The organism is Blastococcus carthaginiensis (genome assembly GCF_030731085.1).
GTDB classification, from domain to species: domain Bacteria; phylum Actinomycetota; class Actinomycetes; order Mycobacteriales; family Geodermatophilaceae; genus Blastococcus; species Blastococcus carthaginiensis.
This window is the reverse complement of record NZ_JASNFN010000009.1, coordinates 73,087-96,134: the sequence shown is the minus strand read 5'-3', so window position 1 is coordinate 96,134 and position 23,048 is coordinate 73,087. Positions and strand designations below refer to the sequence as shown.

At 74.0% G+C, this 23,048-nt stretch carries 17 protein-coding genes; 11 read left to right on the top strand and 6 right to left on the bottom strand.

The window, feature by feature from the left end; genetic code table 11:
- Positions 1-2 precede the first annotated feature (2 nt).
- The 5 genes from QOZ88_RS09375 to meaB are packed head-to-tail and all read left to right on the top strand — an operon-like array spanning position 3 to position 7,662.
- Positions 3-1,208: a glutamate--cysteine ligase gene (locus tag QOZ88_RS09375; RefSeq protein WP_305999515.1), complete on the top strand. Its 1,206-nt coding sequence runs from the start codon at positions 3-5 to the stop codon at positions 1,206-1,208.
- Positions 1,205-2,548 (top strand): amidohydrolase, encoded by a 1,344-nt coding sequence (locus QOZ88_RS09370; RefSeq protein ID WP_305999514.1) that lies wholly within the window; start codon positions 1,205-1,207, stop codon positions 2,546-2,548. The genes QOZ88_RS09375 and QOZ88_RS09370 overlap by 4 nt, the downstream gene beginning before the upstream one ends.
- Positions 2,496-4,460, top strand: coding sequence for a methylmalonyl-CoA mutase family protein (locus QOZ88_RS09365; protein WP_305999513.1), 1,965 nt, complete (start codon positions 2,496-2,498; stop codon positions 4,458-4,460). The genes QOZ88_RS09370 and QOZ88_RS09365 overlap by 53 nt, the downstream gene beginning before the upstream one ends.
- Positions 4,457-6,664, top strand: coding sequence for a methylmalonyl-CoA mutase (gene scpA, locus QOZ88_RS09360; protein WP_305999512.1), 2,208 nt, complete (start codon positions 4,457-4,459; stop codon positions 6,662-6,664). Before QOZ88_RS09365 ends, scpA begins: the two co-directional genes overlap by 4 nt.
- Positions 6,664-7,662, top strand: coding sequence for a methylmalonyl Co-A mutase-associated GTPase MeaB (meaB, locus tag QOZ88_RS09355; RefSeq protein WP_305999511.1), 999 nt, complete (start codon positions 6,664-6,666; stop codon positions 7,660-7,662). Before scpA ends, meaB begins: the two co-directional genes overlap by 1 nt.
- Before the next feature lie 96 nt (positions 7,663-7,758).
- Here the strand turns inward: meaB and QOZ88_RS09350 are convergent, their stop codons facing one another.
- Together QOZ88_RS09350 and QOZ88_RS09345 are read right to left on the bottom strand one after the other, a co-directional pair.
- Positions 7,759-8,946 (bottom strand): hypothetical protein, encoded by a 1,188-nt coding sequence (locus QOZ88_RS09350; RefSeq protein WP_305999510.1) that lies wholly within the window; start codon positions 8,944-8,946, stop codon positions 7,759-7,761.
- Positions 8,947-9,008: 62 nt separating this feature from the next.
- Positions 9,009-9,467: a gamma-glutamylcyclotransferase family protein gene (locus tag QOZ88_RS09345; RefSeq protein ID WP_305999509.1), complete on the bottom strand. Its 459-nt coding sequence runs from the start codon at positions 9,465-9,467 to the stop codon at positions 9,009-9,011.
- Between the two features lie 114 nt (positions 9,468-9,581).
- Here QOZ88_RS09345 and QOZ88_RS09340 point away from each other — a divergent pair, with 114 nt between their 5' ends.
- The 3 genes from QOZ88_RS09340 to QOZ88_RS09330 all read left to right on the top strand — a co-directional run bounded on the left by QOZ88_RS09340 (position 9,582) and on the right by QOZ88_RS09330 (position 15,621).
- Complete coding sequence (locus tag QOZ88_RS09340; RefSeq protein WP_305999508.1) at positions 9,582-10,985, top strand: NAD(P)H-quinone dehydrogenase; 1,404 nt, start codon at positions 9,582-9,584, stop codon at positions 10,983-10,985.
- Between the two features lie 109 nt (positions 10,986-11,094).
- Entirely contained in the window at positions 11,095-12,810 is a 1,716-nt protein-coding gene (locus QOZ88_RS09335; RefSeq protein ID WP_305999507.1) for a reprolysin-like metallopeptidase, read from the top strand.
- Between the two features lie 141 nt (positions 12,811-12,951).
- Positions 12,952-15,621, top strand: coding sequence for a M66 family metalloprotease (locus tag QOZ88_RS09330; RefSeq protein ID WP_305999506.1), 2,670 nt, complete (start codon positions 12,952-12,954; stop codon positions 15,619-15,621).
- A 30-nt stretch (positions 15,622-15,651) separates the two neighbouring features.
- On the opposite strand, the gene QOZ88_RS09325 is transcribed toward QOZ88_RS09330, so the two are convergent.
- From QOZ88_RS09325 to QOZ88_RS09310, 4 genes are all read right to left on the bottom strand, one after another.
- A complete protein-coding gene (locus QOZ88_RS09325; RefSeq protein ID WP_305999505.1) occupies positions 15,652-17,412 on the bottom strand; it encodes an acetyl/propionyl/methylcrotonyl-CoA carboxylase subunit alpha in 1,761 nt (586 codons plus the stop codon).
- An 82-nt stretch (positions 17,413-17,494) separates the two neighbouring features.
- Complete coding sequence (locus QOZ88_RS09320) at positions 17,495-18,103, bottom strand: Maf family protein (protein WP_305999504.1); 609 nt, start codon at positions 18,101-18,103, stop codon at positions 17,495-17,497.
- Entirely contained in the window at positions 18,100-18,306 is a 207-nt protein-coding gene (locus QOZ88_RS09315; RefSeq protein ID WP_305999503.1) for an acyl-CoA carboxylase subunit epsilon, read from the bottom strand. The genes QOZ88_RS09320 and QOZ88_RS09315 overlap by 4 nt, the downstream gene beginning before the upstream one ends.
- Before the next feature lie 140 nt (positions 18,307-18,446).
- A complete protein-coding gene (locus QOZ88_RS09310) occupies positions 18,447-20,075 on the bottom strand; it encodes an acyl-CoA carboxylase subunit beta (RefSeq protein ID WP_305999502.1) in 1,629 nt (542 codons plus the stop codon).
- 184 nt (positions 20,076-20,259) lie between these two features.
- On the opposite strand from QOZ88_RS09310, the gene QOZ88_RS09305 reads away from it, so the two are divergent.
- The 3 genes from QOZ88_RS09305 (at position 20,260) to QOZ88_RS09295 (ending at position 23,039) form a co-directional block, all read left to right on the top strand.
- On the top strand, positions 20,260-21,165 hold the full coding sequence (locus tag QOZ88_RS09305) for a biotin--[acetyl-CoA-carboxylase] ligase (RefSeq protein WP_305999501.1): 906 nt from the start codon (positions 20,260-20,262) through the stop codon (positions 21,163-21,165).
- Positions 21,166-21,238: 73 nt separating this feature from the next.
- A complete protein-coding gene (locus tag QOZ88_RS09300; protein WP_305999500.1) occupies positions 21,239-22,432 on the top strand; it encodes an acyltransferase family protein in 1,194 nt (397 codons plus the stop codon).
- Between the two features lie 31 nt (positions 22,433-22,463).
- The gene (locus QOZ88_RS09295; protein ID WP_305999499.1) at positions 22,464-23,039 is read left to right on the top strand and encodes a PH domain-containing protein; all 576 of its coding nucleotides are present in this window, start codon (positions 22,464-22,466) and stop codon (positions 23,037-23,039) included.
- Positions 23,040-23,048: the final 9 nt, after the last annotated feature.

Sequence of the window (23,048 nt, the reverse complement as noted above, 5' to 3'; positions counted from 1 at the left end):
AGGTGGAGATCCCCTTCCGTAGTTCGGGCCGCGCCAGCCTCGGCGTGGAGTGGGAGCTGCAGCTCGTCGACCGGGAGACCCGCGAGCTCGCCCCCGGCGCCGTCGAGATCCTGGAGGCGCTGCGCCCCGAGGGAGCCGAGGAGCACCCGAAGGCCAAGCACGAGCTCCTGCAGTCGACCATCGAGATCATCACCGGCGTCTGCACCACGGTGCGCGAGGCCAAGGCCGACCTGGCGGGCACCCTCGCCGAGGTCGTCGCCCAGGCCGACCGGCGGGGGCTCGGGCTGCTCTGCGCGGGGACCCACCCGTTCACCGACTGGCAGACGCAGGAGATCTCGCCGAAGCAGCGCTACCAGGAGCTGGTGGAGCGCATGCAGTGGCTGGCCCGCCGCCTGCAGATCTTCGGGGTGCACGTGCACGTGGGTGTCCGCGCACCGGAGAAGGTCATCCCGATCGTCAACGCGCTGTGCCAGTACGTGCCGCACCTGCTGGCGCTCTCCTCGTCCTCCCCGTTCTGGGTCGGCTGCGACACCGGCCTGGCGTCGGCCCGCACCAAGATCTTCGAGGGCATGCCCACCGCCGGGCTGCCCTTCCAGCTCGACGGCTGGGGCGAGTTCGAGGAGTACATGGAGACGCTGATCTCCACGAAGAGCATCGAGAGCGTGCGCGAGGTCTGGTGGGACATCCGGCCGCACCCCGACTTCGGCACCGTGGAGCTGCGCATCTGCGACGGCCTGCCCACCCTCGACGAGATCGGCGCCGTCGCCGCCCTGGCCCAGTGCCTGGTCGAGCAGTTCGACACCCAGCTCGACCGCGGCTACACCCTGCCCCGCCCGGAGGAGTGGGTCGTGCGGGAGAACAAGTGGCGGGCGAGCCGCTACGGCCTGGACGCCGAGATCATCGTCGACGAGCAGTACGCCGTCCGGCCGGTGCGCGAGGCGATCACCGAGCTGGTCGAGGAGCTGATGCCCACGGCCAAGCGGCTGGACTGCGAGGCCGAGCTCTCCGACGTGCTGCGCATCCTCGAGGTCGGCGCCTCCTACCAGCGGCAGCGGGCGGTGGCGCGGGAGCACGACGGCGAGCTGGCGCCGGTCGTGGACGGCCTGCTGGCCGAGCTGCGCGACGGCCTGCCCTCCTCGGGCCCCGCGGGCCGGCCCGACGGCCCGGTGCCCGGTCCGGCCGAGTGCGCGGGCGGGCACGCCGCATGACCCCGGTCGTCGAGAAGCTCGCTGCGGCGGTCGACGAGTGGGTCGCCGCCAACGGGTCCGCGCTGTCGGCCACCCGGCGGCACCTGCACGCCCACCCCGAACTCGGCTACGCGGAGTTCGAGACGACGTCCTTCCTCGAGGAACGGCTGCGCCACCACGGGCTGGCCCCGCGCCGGCTGCCCACCGGCACCGGGCTCACCGTCGACGTCGGGGCGGGTGGGGGGCCGGTGGTCGTCCTGCGGGCCGACATCGACGCGCTGCCGCTCAAGGACCTCAAGGACGTGCCGTACGCCTCCACCCGCGAGGGCCTGGCCCACGCCTGCGGTCACGACGTGCACACCACCGTGGTGCTCGGCGTCGCCGTCGCGCTCGCCTCCCTCGACGGGCTGCCCGGCTCGGTCCGCTGCGTCTTCCAGCCGGCCGAGGAGACGGTGCCGGGCGGGGCCACCGAGGTCGTCGCCTCGGGCGTCCTCGACGGGGCGTCGCGTGCCTTCGCGCTGCACTGCGACCCGTCCATCCCGGCCGGGAGGATCGGGCTGCGCACCGGCCCCATCACCGCGGCCTGCGACCGGATGGACGTCACGCTCACCGGGCCGGGCGGGCACACCGCCCGGCCGCAGATGACCGTCGACCTCGTCGATGCGCTCGGGCGGATCATCACCGACGTGCCGGGGCTGCTCTCCCGCCAGGTCGACCCGCGAACCGGGATGTCGCTCGTCTGGGGCGCGGTCAACGCCGGCGTCGCGGCCAACGCCATCCCGCAGCGGGGCACGCTGCGGGGGACCGTCCGGGTGCTGGACCGGGAGGCGTGGAAGGACGCCGAGGAGCTGATGCGCTCGCTCGTGGGGCGGGTCGCCGCCACCACCGGCGCCGACGTCGACGTCGACTACATCCGCGGGGTCCCGCCGGTGGTCAACGACCCCCGCGCCGTGGCGCTGCTGCGCTCGGCCGCGCTGGCCACCGTGGGTGCGGAGAACCTGGTGCTCTCGCCGCAGAGCATGGGCGGGGAGGACTTCGGCTGGTTCGCCGACGTCATGCCGATCGCGCTGGCCCGGCTCGGCACCCACGGCGGGGGCGCCCCCCTCGACCTGCACCGGGGCACCTTCGACGTCGACGAGCGCGCCATCGGCGTGGGTGTGCGACTGCTGGCCCGCACCGCGCTGCTCGCGCTGGAGGCCGACGCCGAGCCCGCCGCGACCGGCGCCCAGGCACCCGCGCGCACGCGCCGACCCGCGCCCGGAGACACTTCTGCCCGACGAGCCCTGGACGAGAGGCGGGAACCAGAGGATGAGTTCCACCGACCACCGGACCAGCAGCGGTCCGGGGAGCGCACCGGCTGACGCCGACGTGCCGGCCGAGCACGCGGTCCCCGAGGACCTCGTGCTCGCGGGCGAGTTCGACGCGGTGACCCGCGATCAGTGGCGGGAGCTGGTCGCGGGCGTGCTGCGCAAGACCGGGCGCGAGGAGCCTCCCGACCCGGCCGAGGACGCGCTGCGCCGGCCGGTGGCGCCGGGCGTGACGGTGGCCCCCCTCTACACCGCCGAGGACGCCGGCGACCTGCCCGCGGGCGTGGGCGTACCGGGCCTGCCGCCGTTCGTGCGCGGGGCGCGCCCGGCAGGCGGGCCGGCCGGCTCGCCCGAGGTGACCGCGTCCGGGGGCGCCGAGGGCGGTGCGTCCGGCGGATGGGACATCCGGCAGCGGCACGCGCACCCCGACGTCGCCACCACCAGGGAGGCGATCGCCGCCGACCTGGAGAACGGCGTCACCTCGCTGTGGCTGGTCCTCGGCGAGGGGGCGATCCCGGTCGACGCGCTCGGCGACGTGCTCGCCGACGTCTACCTCGACCTCGCGCCGGTGACCGTGCAGGGCGGCTTCGACGCGGCCGAGGCGTTCCTCGCGCTGGTGGAGGGTCGCACCGACCTCGCACCCGGCGGCTCGCTCGGGCTCGACCCGCTGGGCGTGGAGGCGGCCTCGGGGGAGCGGCAGGACCTCTCCGGCCTCGCCGACGTCGCCCGCCGCGCGGCGGCCCACGGTGCTGGTCGGCCCGGCCCCGCCCTGCGGACCGTCGTCGTCGACGGCACGGTCTTCCACGACGCCGGCGCGTCCGTGGTCGAGGAGCTCGGCTGCTCGCTGGCGGCGGGGGTCGCGTACCTGCGCGCGCTGACCGACGGCGGGCTCACCGTGGACGAGGCCGTCGCCCAGATCGAGTTCCGCTACGCCGCCTCGGCCGACCAGTTCACGACCATCGCCGCGCTGCGCGCCGCCCGCCGGCTGTGGGACCGCGTCGGCGAGGTCAGCGGCGCCTCGGCCGAGGCCCGTGCCCAGCGGCAGCACGCCGTGACCTCGTCGGTGATGACGACGAAGCGCGACCCGTGGGTCAACATGCTGCGCACCACGGTGGCCTGCTTCGCCGCGGGCGTGGGCGGCGCGGACGCGGTGACCGTGCAGCCGTTCGACGCCGCGCTGGGGCTGCCGGACTCCTTCTCCCGCCGCATCGCGCGCAACACCCAGAACCTGCTCGTCGAGGAGGGGCACCTGGGCCGCGTGCTCGACCCGGCCGGCGGCTCCTGGTACGTGGAGTCGCTCAGCGACGAGCTCGCCCGCGCGGCGTGGGAGTGGTTCACCGAGATCGAGCGGGCCGGCGGGCTCTCCGCGGCGCTGGCCTCGGGCCTCGTGCGGGACCGGATCGGGCAGGCCTGGGACGCGCGGGCGGAGCGGCTGGCCACCCGCGCCGACGCGATCACCGGCGTCAGCGAGTTCCCCAACCTCACCGAGAAGCTGCCCGCCCGGCAGCCGGCCGCGGAGGTGCTGCCGGCCACCGGCGGGCTGCCGCGGGTGCGCGCCGCGCAGGAGTTCGAGGCGCTGCGCGACGCCGCCGACGCGACCGCGACCCGGCCCGCGGTCTACCTGGCGACCCTCGGACCGATCGCCCGGCACACCGCCCGGGCGACCTTCGCGGCCAACCTGTTCCAGGCCGGTGGCCTGGCCACCCCGTCCGGCGACGACGCCGCCGGGCTGGCCGACGCGGGCACGGCCGTGGCCTGCATCTGCGGCACCGACAAGGACTACGCCGAACACGCGGCCGGGCTGGCGGCGGAGCTCAAGGCAGCCGGCGCGACCTCCGTGTGGCTGGCCGGCAAGCCCGACCTCGCCGTCGAGGGTGTCGACGGGTACGTCTTCGCCGGGTGCGACGCCCTCGCGGCGCTGCGCACGGTGCACGCCGAGCTGGGTCTCGAAGGAGTGACGGAATGAGCGGCATCCCCGACTTCGGATCCGTCGAGCTGGGCGCCCCCTCCGCGGGTGCCTCGGCCGATGACTGGGCCAAGGCGTTCGAGGAGGCGACCGGGCGCGGCGTCGAGGAGGCGGCCTGGGAGACGCCGGAGGGCATCGCCGTCCCGCCGCTGTACACCCCGGCCGACCTGGAGGGGCTGGACTTCCTCGGGACCCTGCCCGGGCTGCCGCCGTTCCTGCGCGGCCCCTACCCGACGATGTACACGACGCAGCCCTGGACGGTCCGCCAGTACGCGGGCTTCTCCACGGCAGCTGCGTCCAACGCGTTCTACCGGCGCAACCTCGCCGCCGGGCAGAAGGGCCTGTCGATCGCCTTCGACCTGCCCACCCACCGCGGCTACGACTCCGACCACCCCCGCGTGCCCGGCGACGTCGGCATGGCGGGTGTCGCGATCGACTCGATCCTGGACATGCGGCAGCTGTTCGACGGCATCCCGCTGGACCGGATGAGCGTGTCGATGACGATGAACGGCGCCGTGCTGCCGGTGCTCGCGCTCTACATCGTGGCGGCCGAGGAGCAGGGGGTGGAGCCGGGTCAGCTGACCGGCACCATCCAGAACGACATCCTCAAAGAGTTCATGGTGCGGAACACCTACATCTACCCGCCCAAGCCCTCGATGCAGATCATCAGCGACATCTTCGCGTTCACCTCGCAGCGGATGCCGAAGTTCAACTCGATCTCGATCTCGGGCTACCACATCCAGGAGGCCGGGGCGACGGCCGACCTGGAGCTGGCCTACACGCTCGCCGACGGCGTCGAGTACCTGAGGGCCGGCCAGGCCGCCGGGATGGACGTCGACGCGTTCGCGCCGCGGCTCTCCTTCTTCTGGGCCATCGGCATGAACTTCTTCATGGAGGTCGCCAAGCTGCGGGCCGGGCGCCTGCTGTGGGCGAAGCTGGTGAAGGAGGCGGGCGCGCAGAACCCCAAGTCGCTGTCGCTGCGCACCCACTCGCAGACCTCGGGCTGGTCGCTGACCGCGCAGGACGTCTACAACAACGTCGTCCGCACCTGCCTGGAGGCGATGGCCGCCACGCAGGGCCACACCCAGTCGCTGCACACCAACGCCCTGGACGAGGCGCTCGCGCTGCCGACGGACTTCTCCGCCCGCATCGCCCGCAACACCCAGCTGCTGCTGCAGCAGGAGTCGGGCACCACCCGCGTCGTCGACCCGTGGGGCGGCTCGGCGTACGTGGAGAAGCTCACCTACGACCTGGCCCGCCGGGCGTGGGCGCACATCCAGGAGGTCGCCGAGCACGGCGGCATGGCGCAGGCCATCGACGACGGCATCCCGAAGCTGCGCATCGAGGAGGCGGCGGCCCGCACCCAGGCCCGCATCGACTCGGGCCGCCAGCCGGTGATCGGCGTGAACAAGTACCGGGTCGACGCCGACGAGGCGATCGAGGTGCTCCGCGTCGACAACGCCGACGTGCTCGCCCAGCAGAAGGCCAAGCTGCAGGAGCTCCGGGCGTCCCGGGACGACGGTGCGGTGACCGAGGCGCTCGGCCGGCTGACCGAGGCCGCGCGGGCCGCCGCCGAGGGCCGCCGCGGCAACGACCTCGACGCCAACCTGCTGAAGCTCGCCGTCGACGCCGCGCGGGCCAAGGCCACCGTCGGGGAGATCTCCGATGCGCTGGAGGTCGTCTACGGACGGCACGCCGGGCAGGTGCGCACCATCTCCGGCGTCTACCGCGACGAGGCAGGAGCATCCGGGCCGATGGAGGAGACGCGCCGGCTGGCCGAGGAGTTCGCCGAGGCCGAGGGCCGCCGGCCGCGCATCCTGGTGGCCAAGATGGGCCAGGACGGGCACGACCGCGGGCAGAAGGTCATCGCCACCGCGTTCGCCGACCTCGGCTTCGACGTCGACGTGGGCCCGCTGTTCCAGACCCCCGACGAGGTCGCGCGGCAGGCGGTCGAGGCCGACGTGCACGTCGTCGGCGTCTCCTCGCTCGCCGCCGGCCACCTCACGCTGGTGCCCGCGCTGCGCGACGCGCTGGCCGGGCTCGGTGCCGACGACGTGCTGATCGTCGTCGGCGGCGTCATCCCGCCCGACGACGTCCCGACGCTGAAGGAGATGGGCGCCGCGGCGGTCTTCCCGCCCGGCACGGTCATCGCCGAGGCGGCGCAGGAGCTGCTGCGGACGCTGTCCGGGCGTCTGGGGCACTGATGCCGCGGGACGTCGACGTCCCGGCGCTGGTCGAGGGGGTGCTCGCCGGGGACCGCCGGGTGGTGGCGCGCGCCATCACGCTGGTCGAGTCGCGGCGTGGCGACCACCGGGAGAAGGCGCAGGAGCTGCTGGTCGAGCTGCTTCCGCACGCCGGGGGCGCGCGCCGCGTGGGCATCAGCGGCGTCCCCGGCGTGGGGAAGTCGACCTTCATCGACCAGCTCGGGGTGGATCTCACGGCGGCCGGGTCGAAGGTCGCGGTGCTCGCCGTCGACCCGTCGTCGGCCCGTTCGGGCGGCTCGATCCTCGGGGACAAGACCCGGATGGCGCGGCTGGCGGTCGACCCGCACGCGTTCATCCGGCCCTCCCCGACGTCGGGCACGCTCGGCGGGGTGGCTCAGGCGACCCGCGAGTCGATGGTCGTCGTCGAGGCGGCGGGCTACGACGTCGTCCTGGTGGAGACCGTCGGCGTCGGCCAGTCGGAGATCACCGTCGCCGAGATGGTCGACTCGTTCCTCTTCCTGACCATCGCGCGCACCGGCGACCAGTTGCAGGGCATCAAGCGCGGCATCCTCGAGATCGCCGACGTCATCGCCGTCAACAAGGCCGACGGGCCGGCCGCCGCCGACGCCCGGAAGGCCGCACGGGAGCTGTCGCAGGCGATCCGGCTGCTGCGCGGGCGCGGGAACGGGTGGGACGTCCCGGTGCTCACCTGCGCCGGGCTCACCGGTGAGGGCCTGGACGAGGTGTGGGCCAAGCTGGTCGAGCACCAGGAGCGGGCGAAGGTCTCAGGGGAGTTCGACGAGCGGCGCCGCGCCCAGCAGGTGCGCTGGACCTGGCAGCTGGTGCGCGACGGCCTGGAACACCAGCTCCGGGCGCACCCCGGCGTGCGGGCCGCCGTCCCCGACCTGGAGAAGGCGGTGCTGGCCGGGGAGCTCACCCCCGCGCTCGCCGCTAGGCGACTGCTGGATGCGTTTCTCGGGGAGCCCGGCCACAGGTAGCAACCGAAGGCGTCGAGACTGCGAGGTATCGACGAGACAGTTGAAGCACCTCCCTCCGCCACGGTGGCGGCCGCTGAGTTGACAGGGGTGCGCCTGTCAGGCGCCGCTCATCGCGTCGAACCAACGACGTACTCGGTTGCCGGCAGGTGTAGGCGGAGGCGCGTCCACGTCGGTCAGGCGATCAGTCAGACGCTCGATGGCCTTCTCGAGGTGTCTCTGGACCGTTGCGTGCACGGCACAGCTGAACGTCACCTGCGGGAGCACGATCGACGCATGGTGGATGCCAGGCAGGCTGAGCAGGGGAGGGGCGAGGAAGATCAGGGCGGTCCAGATCGAAAGTATCCATCTCGCAGAGGTCTCCATGGAGGAATCAGCGGCGAACTGAACGACCGCGTAGATCCCGAAGCCCAACCAGGCCGCCAGGTAGACCACGTGCAAGCTCGCGCTCACCAGGCTCCGGTCGACGAAGTCGTTGATGCAGAAGCACACCAGTGCGACGCCTACCGAGCTCACGGCCAGTCCGACACCGACCACAGCCAGGCAACCCAGCGCTCGGGACAGGATCGGCGCATCGCCCAGCACGAAGGCGACGCCTGCCAGCGCCGTCAAGGCAGTGGTCATGGCGAGCGCGGGCAGGAGCCACCGCCGCCCCAGGCCGGGGATGGGTGGTGGCTCAGTGCTTTCCGGGGAGCCTGCCCAGCGTCTCTGCGCGCTGCGGTAGCGCAGCAGCTCCCGGTTGAGCGATGCAAAACGTCTCGTCCGCTCGACGTGCGAGAAGTTGAAGTCGGTCGACGATGCGCTGACGGCCAGCACGAGCAGGGTTCCACTCAGGACGACGAACGGAATCCGGGCGAGCACCTGCGTCGCTGTCATGCCGGCCAGGAGTCCTATCCCCACGAGCGCGCACAGTGCTGCAGCAACCTCGTTGAGCTGGCGCCACAGCCGCTCGCGGGCGTACAGCCTGGCGTCGATCGCGTTGTTCAGAACCAGGCTTCGACCGGTGAGGCTGATGGCGATGATGACGCCGGCCAGCGCTGCGAGAGCGTTCGCCCCTTCGCCGATGCCGATCGAAAGGGGTATCGCCGCGAGTTGCTGGAAGTTCCTGCTTTCGAGGAAGCGCTCTTCCAGATAGGCGACCGAGCGAAGCCCGAGGAACAGGCTGTAGGCGAAGACGGCGGCACTGGCGACTCGCCGAGAGCCGCGCCATTGAGCTCGCTCGTGACGGAGGATCTCCTCAGCGGGAGGCGAGGTCGGTATGAGCGTCGGCGGGTTCGGCGGTGGCACTGCGGCATGACAACAGCCCAGCGCGCGGGCCGACCCCCGCCACGCCGGACTGGCCTCCGACGCTAGACGCCGGTGGAACGGCACTCCCGGGTGCGCAGCTCCCGGACGTAGTCGTCGGGAGCGCCGGCCGCCTCGGCGGCGTCGGCCATGGCACCCAGGTGCCGGGCCGAGGGCAGCCCGCCCTCGAAGGCGTCGAGCACGTAGACGTAGGCGACGACGTCGCCGCCCAGGGTGTGCACCCGCAGGTGCACCCGGCGATAGAGGCCGGAGTCGGCGCCCTCCCAGGCGTCCAGAGCCCGTTCGTCTGCCTCGGTGAGGTCGTAGAGGGCGACGAACACACCAGGCGAGTCGTCCTCCGCCGGGACGAGCGTGGCCAGGGCGCCCTCCCAGCCGAGCTCCTCGCCGCCGAACGTCAGCCGCCAGCCGCGGATCCAGCCGGTGCCGGAGTGCGGGGACGACGGACACCGGCGCAGCATCTGAGCCGGGTCCATGTTCGACCCGTAGGCGGCGTAGAGGCCCATCCCGGCGAGCCTAACCACGCGGCCCGGCCGGCCGGGAACGGGCGGTGACGCCGATCCGGGCCGCGCCGGGGACAATGGCGGTTGACCGACCGCTCGGCAACGGAAGATGGAGCCATGACCCGCATCGTCATCATCGGTGGTGGCCCGGCCGGCTACGAGGCCGCGCTGGTCGCCGCGCAGCTCGGTGCGCAGGTCACCGTCATCGAGCGCGACGGCATCGGCGGCGCCAGCGTGCTCACCGACTGCGTGCCCTCCAAGGCCCTGATCGCGGCGGCCGGCGCCATGACGTCGGTGCGCGACTCCGCCGTCCTCGGCGTGCACGGGGCGGAGCTCGCGACCGTGAGCCTGGACCTGCCGGCGGCCAACCAGCGGGTGAAGAACCTGTCGATGGCGCAGTCGGCCGACATCCACGCACGGCTGGACGCCGAGGGCGTGCGGATCGTCGCCGGGCGAGGCAGGCTCGCCGACGACGAGCCGGGCCTGGCTGCCCACGAGGTGGAGATCCTCGACGACGACGGCAACGTCCTCGATGAGATCGAGGGCGACGTCGTCCTCATCGCCACCGGCGCCGACCCGCGGGTGCTGCCCGGGGCCGAGCCCGACGGCGAGCGGATCCTCGACTGGCGCGACGTCTACGACCTGCAGGAGGCGCCGGAGCACCTCGTGGTCGTCGGCTCGGGCGTCACGGGCGCGGAGTTCGCCTCCGGCTACCTGGAAGCCGGCGTGCCGGTCACCCTCGTCTCCTCCCGCGAACGCGTGCTGCCGGGCGAGGACTCCGATGCCGCCGAGGTGCTCGAGCAGGTCTTCCAGTCACGCGGTGGCCGTCTGGAGCGCGGCCGGGCCGCCGGCGTCAAGCGCACCGAGAAGGGGATCGCCGTCGAGCTCACCGACGGGCGCTGCGTCGAGGGTTCCCACGCCCTGATGACCGTCGGCACCGTGCCCAACACCGCCGGGCTCAACCTGGAGGAGCACGGGGTGCAGGTCACCGAGTCGGGGCACGTCGTCGTCGACCGGGTCTCCCGCACCTCGGTCCCGGGCATCTACGCCGCCGGCGACGTCACCGGCGTCTTCCAGCTCGCCTCCGTGGCCGCGATGCAGGGTCGGATCGCCATGTGGCACGCCCTGGGCGAGGCGGTCGCGCCGATCAAGCTCAAGACGGTGGCCGCCAACGTCTTCACCCACCCCGAGATCGCGACCGTCGGCGTGCAGGAGAAGTCGCTCGCCGAGAACGCCGACGTCGAGGCGGTGCGGCTGCCGCTGGCGACCAACGCCCGCGCCAAGATGAGCGACCTGCACGACGGCTTCGTGAAGCTCTTCGCGCGGCGCTCCACCGGCGTCATCGTGGGCGGCGTCGTCGTCTCCCCGGGGGCCTCGGAGCTCGTCCTGCCGATCGCGCTCGCCGTCACCAAGGGGCTGACGGTCGACGACCTCGCGCAGACCTTCGCCATCTACCCGTCGCTGTCGGGGTCGATCACCGAGGCGGGGCGACGCCTGATGGGTGCCGACGACCTGGCTTGAGGTGATGCCCCGGGGAGGTCCGGGGCGGCTGCGGCGGGTGTGACGGGAGTTCGGCTCAACATCGCCGATCCGGTGCCGACGGAGCGCGGGGCCGCCGATCCAGGAGTTGATGTCTCCTGACCACGACCTCCGTCGTCCTCGCGGCCGCCGTCGTCCCGCCCGTCCGCTCGGGCTGACCGGCGCGGTCCTCGCCGCCGCGCTCGGCGTCGTCGCGGTTCCCGCCGTGGCCGCCGCGGACAGCGGGACGACGGACACGGTCCGGGGCGAGCTCGTGCACGTCTGGGCGGAGGGCTCCGAGGGGCACCGCGCCGAGGGGGATGACGCCACCCGGCTGAGCTGGGTGGCCACGGACGACGGCGCGGTGCGCGTCCCGGCCGAGCAGGTCGCCGACGTCCCGGCCGGTGCCACGGTGGAGCTCACCGTCGGGCGGGCGGTCGAGGACGAGGCGAGCGCCGACGGGCACGACCCCGCCCGCACGGTGCTGGAGAGCGACGTCCTCTCCCCGCCGCCGGACACCACGCCGGAGCCGCTGCCCGCGCCGCGGGGCGGCCTGACCAACGAGGTCACCGTGGTCCTGGTGGCGCCGGCGGGGACGGAGCCGGACGGCACGCGGCTGCGCGACGTCGTCACGACCGTCGACGGGGCGGTCGCCCGGTTCTGGTCCGAGCAGACCGGTGGTGCCGTCGCCCTCGGCGTCACCGGCCGGCACGACTGGATGCGGACGACGGCCGGCTGCGCGGACCCGCAGGCGCTCTGGGACGAGGTCGCCGTGGAGGTCGGGTTCGTCGCCGGCCCCGGCAAGCACCTGATGCTCCGGCTGAGCGGCGAGACCGCCGGCCAGCCGGCCTGCTCCTACGCGCTGGCCCAGGTCGGCGCCTCACCGGCGTCCGGCGGGCGTCTCTACGTGCGCGACGGCGGCGCCACCGTCATCGCCCACGAGCTCGGCCACAACTTCGGCCTCGGCCACTCCTCGGGGGAGCAGTGCGACGGCGCGGTCGAGGGCGGCTCCTGCCGCACCGCGGGCTACCGCGACTACTACGACGTGATGGGTGCCTCCTGGGCGCAGCTGGGTTCGCTCAACGCCGTCCAGGCCGCCGCGCTCGGCGTCCTCCCCGGTGATGCGCAGCGGACCGTCTCGGTGGGGGAGGGCGCCACGAGCGTCACCCTGGCGCCGCTGGCCGGCGGCACGGGTCTGCGGGCGCTCCGGCTCGTGGACGCCGAAGGGGTCGCCTACTGGCTCGAGTTCCGCTCCGCCACCGGGCGCGACGCCTGGCTCGGCACGCGGGACAACGTCTACCGCCTCGACGCCGGGGTGCTGCTGCGGCGGACGGGGCAGTTCCCCGACACCTCGCTGCTGCTGGACGGCACGCCCGGCCCGGCCGGTCGCTGGGAGGCCGATCTCCAGTTCGCCCTGCCGGCCGGGGTCGCGGTCCCGCTGTCCGGGGGGGACTTCACGCTGACGGTGCGCGGCGCGGACGCCGGCGGAGCGGTGGTGGAGGTGGTCCCGGCGGCCCGGCCCGCGACCGCGGCCGCCGCGGTGCCGGCACAGCCGGCGCAGGGCAGCAGCGCCGGGCGCGTTGCGGCCACCCCGGCCGGGAACGCAGAGCCGGCCGCGGGAGCCACCTCCGAGGGAACGGCGCAGGCACCGCTGCCGTGGGCGCCGGCGATCGAGCTCTCGGTGCCGCGGCCCGGCGTCCCGCTGGAGCCGGTCGCCGACAGCTCCAGCTCTTCCGGCGGGCTGCTCCTGCCGGGTGCGGGGGCGGTGCTCGGCGGATCCGTGCTGCTGGTGCACGTGACGCGCCGGCGTCGCCTGCGTCAGGGCTGAGGCCGCGGCGGTCGACGCCTCGACGGCTGTCGCCGAGTTCCACCGGCCGGCACGGTTCAGTTGTGCCCCGCACATGCCGATGCAGGCAGAGTCCCTTCGTCCTGGAGTCCTGCCGTGCGCACTGCCCTTGGGGCCTGGTCCATGCGACCGCTCGTAGTCATCACCGTCGGGATCGTGCTGCTCGGTGTGGCAGGCGTCCCGTCGTCGCGGGCGGAGGAGCAGCCGACGGCGGCCGGCGACGTCGTGGTCGGGGAGTTGATCCAGGCCTGGGCCGACCCCGAGCACGACGGCCCTGCTGCGGAGCAGCACGCCGAGCACCCCGATGACGGACTGCTGAGCTGGATCGACGTCGCCGGCGGCGACACGGTCCGCGTCTCCACCGGCGATGTCGACGACATCGAGGTGGGCGCGACGGTCGAGGTGACGGTCGGGGCCGAGGTCCGTGACGAGGCCACGGTGGAGCACGGCCTGGAGCCCGCGCGCGAGGTCGTGACCGCAGAGGTGGTGGCTCCGGCGGAACCCGCCGCCGCCACGGCCCCGCACACCAACGGCGTGACGGTGGTGATGGTGCAGCCAGGCGGCGCGCCGCGCGACGGCAAGCAGCTGTCCGACGTCGTCACCGCGGTCGACGGTGCCGTCCGGCAGTTCTGGCACGAGCAGAGCGACGGTGCCATCACCGTGGCGGTCACCGGGAGCCACGACTGGCTCAGCACGACGGCCGGCTGCAGCACGCCGTTCCAGCTGTGGGACGAGGTCGCGACCGCGGTCGGCTGGACCGGTGGACCGGGGCGCCACCTGCTGCTCTACGTCCCCTACGGCACCCCCGGCTGTTCGTACGGGCTCGGCACGATCGGCTCGGGCGTCGGCAGCGGCGGCCAGGTCTACGTGCAGGACACGGCCACGTCGGTGCTCGCCCACGAGCTGGGCCACAACTTCGGGCTCGGTCACTCCTCGGCGGTCCAGTGCGATGCCACGCCCGAGACGGCGCCCTGCCGGACGGTGTCGTACCAGGACATGTACGACGTCATGGGCATCTCCTGGGACCAGGTCGGCTCGCTCAACGCCCCGCACGCCGCCCGGCTCGGCTTCCTGCCGTCGGCTGCGCAGCGGTCGGTGTCCTCGACCGGCACCGGTGGCACCCACACGCTGAGCCCGATGGGGAGCCGCAGCGGGCTACGGGTGCTCGCGCTGACCGCGGGGACCACGCGCTACTGGGTGGAGTACCGCGCCGCCACCGGCCGCGACACCTGGCTGTCGGATCCTGCCGCCGCGAGCTACGGGTTGCAGCCCGGCGTCCTCGTCCGTCGTGACGGTCCCGGACCCATCAGCGACACCTCGCTGCTGCTCGACGGCACCCCGGCAGGCCAGGCGGCCTGGGACCAGGATCAGCAGACCGTCCTGCCTGCCGGGAACCGGATGCTGCTCGAGCAGGGGCTCACCGTCAGCGTCGTCAGCACCTCGTCGACCGGGGCGACGGTGAACGTGCGCACGGCGGCGGACGGACCTGTGGACGACAGCCCGATCGCACGTCTCTACTCGTCGCTGGGCGGCAGCAACGGCCCGCTCGGGGCACCCCTGGCCGCTGAGCGGTGCGGACTGCGCGACGGCGGGTGCCAGCAGTCCTTCGAGCGCGGGGCGATCTACTGGTCCCCGGCAACGGGTGCCAGGACGCTCACCGGCGCGCTGGGGGCCCGCTGGGCGGAGCTCGGTGCCGAGACCAGCTGGCTGGGCTACCCCACGGGGGGCGCCGTCTGCGGGCTGCGGAACGGTGGCTGCCTCCAGCTCTTCCAGGGGGGTGGCCTGTACTGGTCGCCGGCGACCGGCGCCCGGGCGGTGAGCGGTGGTCTCTGGGCCCGGTGGGGATCCCTCGGCTACGAGACCGGGCGGTTGGGCTACCCGACCGGGGACCCGGTGTGCGGGCTGCGGGACGGTGGCTGCCTCCAGCTCTTCCAGGGGGGTGGCCTGTACTGGTCGCCGGCGACCGGTGCGCGGTTGGTCAGCGGTGCTCTCTGGGCCAAGTGGGGGTCGCTGGGCTACGAGGCGGGCGGGCTGGGCTACCCGGCCACGGACCCGGTGTGCGGGCTGCGCGACGGCGGCTGCTTCCAGCACTTCCAGCGGGGTTCGCTGTACTGGTCCCCGGCGACCGGTGCGCACTCGGTGACCGGGGCGCTGGGGGCGCGCTGGGGGGCGATGGGCTACGAGTACGGCTGGCTCGCGTACCCGACGACCGACGCGATCTGCGGGCTGCGCGACGGCGGCTGCTTCCAGCTGTTCCAGGGGGGTGGGCTGTACTGGTCGCCGGCGACCGGCGCCCGGGCGGTGAGCGGCGGCCTCTGGGCCAAGTGGGGATCGCTCGGCTACGAAGCGGGCGGGCTGGGCTACCCGGCCACGGACCCGGTGTGCGGGCTGCGCGACGGCGGCTGCTTCCAGCACTTCCAGCGGGGTTCGCTGTACTGGTCCCCGGCGACCGGGGCGCACTCGGTGACCGGCGCGCTGGGGGCGCGCTGGGGATCGATGGGTCACGAGTACGGCTGGCTCGCGTACCCCACGACCGACGGCATCTGCGGGCTGCGCGACGGCGGCTGCCTCCAGCTCTTCCAGGGCGGGGCCCTGTACTGGTCGCCGGCGACGGGGGCCCGGTTCCTGTACGGACCCATCTATGCGGCGTGGGCCGCGACCGGGTGGGAGACCGGACCGCTGGGCTACCCGGTCGAGGACCCGCGCCCGGCCGGTGGCGGGCAGTCCCAGCGGTTCCAGGGCGGCGTCCTGACGCTGGAGATCCGCACCGGGCAGGTGCGGCGTACGGCGTGACCGCGCCCGGCGGTCACGCCGTACGCAGGGCTACTCGGCCGCGTCGGCGATCGTGCAGATCACCGCGCCGCTGGTGACCGAGGCGCCGACCTCGGCCGCCAGGCCGGAGATCGTGCCCGCCTTGTGCGCGGTGATCGGCTGCTCCATCTTCATCGCCTCGAGCACGACGACGAGGTCGCCGGCCTCCACGGTCGTGCCGTCCTCGACGGCCACCTTGACGATGGTGCCCTGCATCGGCGAGGTGAGGGAGTCACCCGAGGCCGCGGAGCCACCACCGCCGCCACCGCGCTTGCGGGGCTTCGCGGCCGCGGCCGGCGCAGCGCCGCCACCGGCGGCCAGCCCGGCCGGCAGGGACACCTCCAGCCGGCGACCGCCGACCTCCACCACGACGGTCTGCCGGGGGGCGTCCTCGGCCTGCTCGGCCGGGGCGGCGCCGTAGGGCGGGACCTGGTTGTCCCACTCGGTCTCGATCCAGCGGGTGTGCACCGTGAACGGCTCGGTGGTGAAGGCCTTGTCACGGACGACGGCGCGGTGGAACGGGATCACCGTGGGCATGCCCTCGACGACCAGCTCGTCCAGCGCGCGACGGGACCGCTGCAGCGCCTCCTCCCGGGTGGCGCCGGTGACGATCAGCTTCGCCAGCATCGAGTCGAACGCCCCGGCGACCTCGCCACCGGTCTCGACGCCGGAGTCCCAGCGCACGCCGGGCCCCTGGGGGATCTCCAGCCGCTCCACCGGGCCGGGGGCCGGCATGAAGTTGCGGCCGGCGTCCTCGGCGTTGATGCGGAACTCGATGCTGTGGCCGCGGGGCTCGGGGTCCTCGGTGATCTCCAGCGGGAGGCCCTCGGCGATGCGGAACTGCTGGCGGACCAGGTCGATCCCGCTGGTCTCCTCGGAGACCGGGTGCTCGACCTGCAGCCGGGTGTTGACCTCGAGGAAGGAGATCGAGCCGTCGGTGCCCACGAGGTACTCGACGGTGCCGGCGCCGTGGTAGCCGGCCTCCTTGCAGATCGCCTTGGCGGAGGAGTGGATGCGGGCGCGCTGCTCGTCGGTCAGGAACGGCGCGGGTGCCTCCTCGACGAGCTTCTGGTTGCGGCGCTGCAGCGAGCAGTCACGGGTGCCGACGACGACCACGTTGCCGTGGGTGTCGGCGAGCACCTGCGCCTCGACGTGCCGGGGCTTGTCCAGGAACCGCTCGACGAAGCACTCGCCCCGGCCGAAGGCCGAGACGGCCTCGCGGACGGCGGAGTCGAACAGCTCGGGGATCTCCTCCTTGGTGCGGGCGACCTTGAGTCCCCGGCCGCCGCCGCCGAACGCCGCCTTGATGGCCACCGGCAACCCGTGCTCCTCGGCGAAGGCGACCACCTCGTCGGCGCCCCCGACCGGGTCCTTGGTGCCGGGCACCAGCGGGGCGCCGGCCTTGGTGGCGATGTGCCGGGCGGCGACCTTGTCACCGAGGTCGATGATCGCCTGGGGCGAGGGGCCGATCCAGGTGAGCCCGGCGTCGAGGACGGCCTGGGCGAAGTCGGCGTTCTCCGAGAGGAACCCGTAGCCGGGGTGGATGGCGTCGGCGCCGGACTGCTTGGCCGCGTCGAGGATCTTGTCGATCACCAGGTAGGAGTCACCGGGCGTCGTGCCGCCCAGGGCGAACGCCTCGTCGGCGACGCGCACGTGCAGCGCGTCCCGGTCCGGCTCGGCGTAGACGGCCACGCTGGTCAGACCCGCGTCCTTGCACGCGCGGGCCACGCGGACCGCGATCTCGCCACGGTTGGCGATGAGAACCTTCTGCACCGGTGCTCTCCCTCTTCTGTGGGCCGGTCGTTCTGTTGTCGGTGCCCGCGCCGGGCGGGGTGCTGCGTCGACGCCGGTGTCTTCAGCGGCGCCAGAGGTCGGTGATGGCCAGGCCGCGCTTGCCGAGCTGGGTGCGGAGGACCGTCAGGGACAGACCCACCACGGCGGCCGGGTCGCCCTCGACGCGGCGCACGAACGGCGCGCCCAGCCCGTCGAGGGTGAACGCCCCCGCCACGGCCAGCGGCTCCCCGGTCGCGAGGTAGGCCTCCACCTCCGGCGGGGTCGGGTCGGCGAAGTAGACGACGGTGGAGGCCACCGCGATGTCGCGGCTGACCACGGCGCCGTCCCGGACGTCGAACAGCGCCTGCCCGGTGTGCAGGACGCCCGAGCGCCCGGCCATCCGGCGCCAGCGGTCCCGGGCCTCGGCCGCGTCCGCGGGCTTGCCCTGCGGCTTGCCGCCGAACTCCAGCAGGGAGTCCGCGCCGATGACGAGGGCGTCGGTCTCCCGCTTGGCGACCGCCGCGGCCTTGGCGGCGGCCAGCAGGGCGACCTGCTCGGCCACGCGCGGGGCCGGGTACGCCGACTCGTCGACGTCGCTGACCACGACCTCGGGCGACAGCCCGGCCTGGCGGAGGAGGGACAGCCGGGCCGGTGACGCGGAGGCCAGCACGAGCCGGCGCTCCGCGGTCACGAGAACCTCCCCGCGGCCCGCCAGCCACCCGGGCCGGCGCGGAGGGCGCTCCGGTGCGCGTCGCCGTAGGACGCCCACGCGCCGACCGGGGTGGGCCGGCGACGGGGGCGGCGCTGCGACAGCGCGGCGACGACGACCGTCAGCGCGGCCAGCTCCTCCGCCGACGGTTCACCCTTGACGACCCGCAGCAGTGGAGGCACCACGGCGGATGGGGACGGCACCTGGTCGTGTCGTCCGGAGTGGAGGCCCGAAGGGTCTCCGGGATCGGACGACGCAACGGCTCCGCGCGGCTCGGGGGACGGCACCTGATCGCGGTGTCGTCCGGAGGACGACGATGTCGTCGTCACAGCGGGATGTTCCCGTGCTTCTTGGGCGGCAGGGTCTGCCGCTTGTTGGCCAGCACCCGCAGCGCCTTGGTGACCTGGACCCGGGTGTGCGACGGCGGGATCACCGCGTCGACGTACCCGCGGTCGGCGGCGATGTAGGGGTTGGCGAGGGTGTCCTCGTACTCGGCGATGAGCTCCGCACGCTTGGCGTCGGGGTCCTCGGCCGCGGCCAGCTCCTTGCGGTAGAGGATCCCGACCGCGCCCTGCGCCCCGACGACGGCGATCTGCGCCGTGGGCCAGGCGAGGTTGACGTCGGCCCCCAGGTGCTTGGAGCCCATGACGTCGTAGGCGCCGCCGTAGGCCTTGCGGGTGATCACCGTGACCTTGGGGACGGTGGCCTCCGCGTAGGCGTAGATGAGCTTGGCGCCGCGGCGGATGATGCCCTCCCACTCCTGCGACGTCCCGGGCAGGAAGCCGGGCACGTCGACGAAGGTGAGCACCGGGATGTTGAAGGCGTCGCAGGTGCGCACGAAGCGGGCGGCCTTCTCGCTGGCGTCGATGTCCAGCGTGCCGGCGAACTGGGTGGGCTGGTTGGCCACGACGCCGACCGGCCGGCCCTCGACCCGCCCGAAGCCGATCAGGATGTTGGGCGCGAACAGCGGCTGCACCTCGAGGAACTCGCCGTCGTCGAGCACGTGCTCGATGACGGTGTGCATGTCGTACGGGGTGTTCGCCGAGTCCGGGATGAACGCGTCGAGCTCGTGGTCCTCGTCGGTCAGCGCATCCGGCAGGACGGTCTCGACCGGCGCCATCTCGATCGCCGGGAGGGGGTCGAGGTTGTTGCTCGGCAGGTAGGACAGCAGCGCCTTCACGTAGTCGAGCGCGTCGTTCTCGTCCTCGGCCAGGTAGTGGGCGACACCCGACTTGGTGTTGTGCGTCCGGGCGCCGCCGAGCTCCTCGAGCGTCACGTCCTCGCCGGTGACGGTCTTCACGACATCGGGGCCGGTGATGAACATCTGGCTGGTCTTGTCGACCATGACGATGAAGTCGGTGAGCGCGGGGGAGTAGACGTGCCCACCCGCGGCCGGCCCCATCACCAGCGAGATCTGCGGGATGACGCCGGAGGCGTGCACGTTGCGCTGGAAGATCTCGCCGTAGAGACCGAGGGAGACCACGCCCTCCTGGATGCGCGCGCCGCCGCCCTCGTTGATGCCGACGACGGGGCAGCCGTTCTTGATGGCGAAGTCCTGGACCTTGACGATCTTCTCGCCGTAGACCTCGCCGAGGCTGCCGCCGAAGACGGTGACGTCCTGGGAGAAGATCGCCACCGGCCGGCCGTCGACGGCGCCGTACCCGGTGACGACGCCGTCGCCGAACGGGCGCTTGTCCGCCATGCCGAAGTTCGTCGACCGGTGGCGGGCGAACTCGTCGAACTCGGTGAAGGAGCCCGGGTCCAGCAGCGCCTCGATCCGCTCGCGGGCGGTCATCTTGCCGGCCGCGTGCTGCTTCTCCACCGCGCGCTCGGAGCCCGCGTGGACGGCCTCCTGCACCCGGCGCTCGAAGTCGGCGAGCTTGCCCGCGGTCGTGTGGATGTCGACGTCGTCGGGGACGTGCTCCCCGGCGTTCTCCAGTTCGGCGGCACTCACGCGTCCTCGTTCTCCTCGCTGGCGCTCGTCGGCCGCCGTGGCGGCGCTGCTGTGCTCGGGGCGTGACTCGGATGCCGGGCCACGGGTTCCGTAGCGTAGGGGAGCGGCTCGCTCCCTTCCTTCGGGAGTCCCGCCGCCGGGCGCGAGCGCACACTCCGCCGCCGTCCCTGGCTACGGTCTCCCCGTGCCCGACACGCCCTCCTCGCGCTGGTCCGACCTCGACCGGCCCGCCCTCGACGCGGCCGCCCTGCAGGCGGCCCTCACCCGCGACACCGCCCTGTGGCGCACGGTCGAGGTGGTGGCGGAGGTCGGCTCCACGAACGCCGCGCTGGCCGCCGCCGCCGCGGACGGCGCCTCGGAGGGCACCGTCCTGGTGGCCGAGCACCAGGTCACCGGGCGCGGCCGGCTGGACCGGGTGTGGACGTCGCCGCCGCGGGCCGGCCTGACCGTCTCCTTCCTCCTGCGCCCCGACGTGCCCGCCGCACGTCGTGGCTGGCTGCCGCTGCTCACCGGGGTGGCGCTGGCCGAGTCGGTGCGGGAGGTCGCCGGTGTGCTCGCGACCGTGAAGTGGCCCAACGACCTGCTGGCCCGGGACGGGCGCAAGCTCGCCGGCATCCTCGCCGAGTCGGTCGGCGGGGGCGGGGAGCCTGCCGGGGTCGTCGTCGGCGTGGGCCTCAACGTCTCGACCACCGCGGCCGAGCTGCCCGCCACGGGTACGTCGCTGTCGGTCGTCACCGGCGGAGTCGTGGACCGCGCCCCGGTCCTGCTCGCGTTCCTGCGCGCGCTCGAGCGGCGTTACCGCGGCTGGGTGGCGGCCCTGGGCGACCCCGTCGTCTCCGGGCTCGCCCGGGACTACCTGTCGTGGTCCTCGACGGTCGGCAGCACGGTCGAGGTGACGATGCCGGACGGGTCGGCGCTCGTCGGCACCGCGCGGGCGATCGACTGGGGCGGCCGGCTGGTGCTGGACACCGCCGAGGGGCAGGTCGAGCTCGCCAGCGGCGACGTCCGGCACGTGCGCCGCCCCCGATCCGGCACGGAGGGGGCGGGTGGGGCGGACGGGACCGACACGCCCCCGGGTCCCCGTCCGTGACCCCGTCCTCGCTCCGGCCCGCGGCTAGCGTCCGCGCTCGTCCACGTGACGGAGTTCCCCGGAGGCGGCGACCATGGCCGGTGCGCATCAGGCGCTCCGCGGCGAGATCCGCGGGCTGACCGGGCTGCGGCTGGTCGCGGCCGTCTGGGTCGTGGCGCACCACTTCTGGCTGTTCTCGCCGGACCGGGACCTGCTCGCCCGCCTCGACCCCCTGCGGCCGCTGCTGGCGAGCGGCTGGCTCGGGGTCGACCTCTTCTTCGTGCTCAGCGGCTTCGTCCTCGCGCACAACTACGTTGCCGTCCTCGGGAACCGGTTCCGGGGCCGGGCCGCGGTCGACTTCTACCGGGCGCGGATCAGCCGGATCTGGCCCACGTGGATGGTCGTCCTGGGGGCGGTCCTCGTGGGCGGGCACGTGCAGCAGGCGCTGGTCGGCACCCCGGGCGGGAGCGCCGCAGAGGGGCTGGACGCCGTGACGCTGCTGCGCCAGGTCCTGCTCGTCCAGGTGTGGGACCGGCCCGACTACTCCGCCACCGGCCCGGTGGGGCCGGGCTGGTCGCTGAGCGCCGAGTGGCTGGCGTACCTGGCCTTCCCGCTCCTGGCGCTGCTCCTGCACCGGGTGCGGTCGCGGCGGCCGGTGGTGCCGGCGGCGCTCGCGGTCGCGGCGCTGGTGCCCTTCGCCGCCACCTGCCTGGTCCTCGGCACGCACGACTGGGCCTGGAGCTGGCTGCTGCGGCTGACCGGTGCCTTCCTCGCCGGCTCGCTGGCCGCGCTGGCCGTCGCCCGGGTCGACCGGGGCGCCGCGGTGGAGCGCGCCGCCGGGCGCACCGCCGCGGCGGTGCTCGCCCTCCTGCCCGTGGCCCTCTGGTGGGCCGGCGCCGCGGGGCAGGACCGCGCCGGCGCCGTCGCCCTGCTGTTCCCGGTGCTCGTGGGGGCGCTCGCCCTCACCGACGCCGGCCCGGCCAGGCTGCTCTCGACCCCGCTCGTCGTCCTGGGCGGCCGGATCTCCTTCGCCCTCTACCTGGTGCACATGGCGGTGTTCGAGACGCTCTGGACCCTCGCCGGCGCCGGATCCGCCTCGGCGGCCGGCGTGCTGCTGCAGCTGGGCGCGCCCTTCCTGGCGGCCTGGGTGCTGTGGCGGTTCGTCGAGGAGCCCGCCCGGCGCCGGTTGCGCGGGGCGCCCGCCCGCCGGTCCGCGGTGCCCGTCCCCGTGGCGGTCCCGGAGCCCCGGGCCGCCGCCGCGGACGCGCCGGTCACGTCGATGGCCTGACCCCGGGCCGGTTCGACGGCATCCTGGTGGGGTGCCGTACCCCGACAAGCTGCTCGCCGACGACGAAGAGGTCGTGCGCCACCTGCACCCGCACTGGCTGACCCTCGTCCGGCCGGTGCTCCTGTTCCTCCTCGTCGTCGGGAGCGCGTCGTTCGGCGCCGCCCTGGTGCCCCCGGGGCGTCAGCAGGGGATCTACCGGCTGGTGATCGTGGGCCTCGCCGTCCTGCTGCTGCTGTTCCTCGTCGTCGTGCCCCTGCTGCGCTGGCGGACGACGCACTACGTGGTGACCACGCACCGGCTGCTGTTCCGCGCCGGGATCCTGGCCCGCCGCGGCCGCGACCTCGGGCTGTCCCGGATCACCGATGTCTCCTACACCCAGACGCTGTGGGAGCGGGTCGTCAACTCCGGCACGCTCACCATCGAGACCGCCGGCGACGGCGGGCCGACGGTGCTGCACCAGATCCCCGACAGCGACCGGGTGCAGCAGCTGCTCAACGTCATGGTCGAGGAGGACGCCGAACGGCGGGCCCGCGAGAGCGCCGGGTACATCCGCGGCGACGAGGACTGGCCCCCGCGGGACGGCTGGGGCTCCACCGAGGTGCTCTGACCGGGCGAC

Excerpts from the sequence above, each read along its gene's own strand:
- QOZ88_RS09370 (WP_305999514.1), top strand. The coding sequence starts at position 1,205 with ATGACCCCGGTCGTCGAGAAGCTCGCTGCGGCGGTCGACGAGTGGGTC.
- QOZ88_RS09365 (WP_305999513.1), top strand. The coding sequence starts at position 2,496 with ATGAGTTCCACCGACCACCGGACCAGCAGCGGTCCGGGGAGCGCACCG.
- scpA (WP_305999512.1), top strand. The coding sequence starts at position 4,457 with ATGAGCGGCATCCCCGACTTCGGATCCGTCGAGCTGGGCGCCCCCTCC.
- meaB (WP_305999511.1), top strand. The coding sequence starts at position 6,664 with ATGCCGCGGGACGTCGACGTCCCGGCGCTGGTCGAGGGGGTGCTCGCC.
- QOZ88_RS09345 (WP_305999509.1), bottom strand. The coding sequence starts at position 9,467 with ATGGGCCTCTACGCCGCCTACGGGTCGAACATGGACCCGGCTCAGATG.
- QOZ88_RS09340 (WP_305999508.1), top strand. The coding sequence starts at position 9,582 with ATGACCCGCATCGTCATCATCGGTGGTGGCCCGGCCGGCTACGAGGCC.
- QOZ88_RS09335 (WP_305999507.1), top strand. The coding sequence starts at position 11,095 with ATGTCTCCTGACCACGACCTCCGTCGTCCTCGCGGCCGCCGTCGTCCC.
- QOZ88_RS09330 (WP_305999506.1), top strand. The coding sequence starts at position 12,952 with ATGCGACCGCTCGTAGTCATCACCGTCGGGATCGTGCTGCTCGGTGTG.
- QOZ88_RS09300 (WP_305999500.1), top strand. The coding sequence starts at position 21,239 with ATGGCCGGTGCGCATCAGGCGCTCCGCGGCGAGATCCGCGGGCTGACC.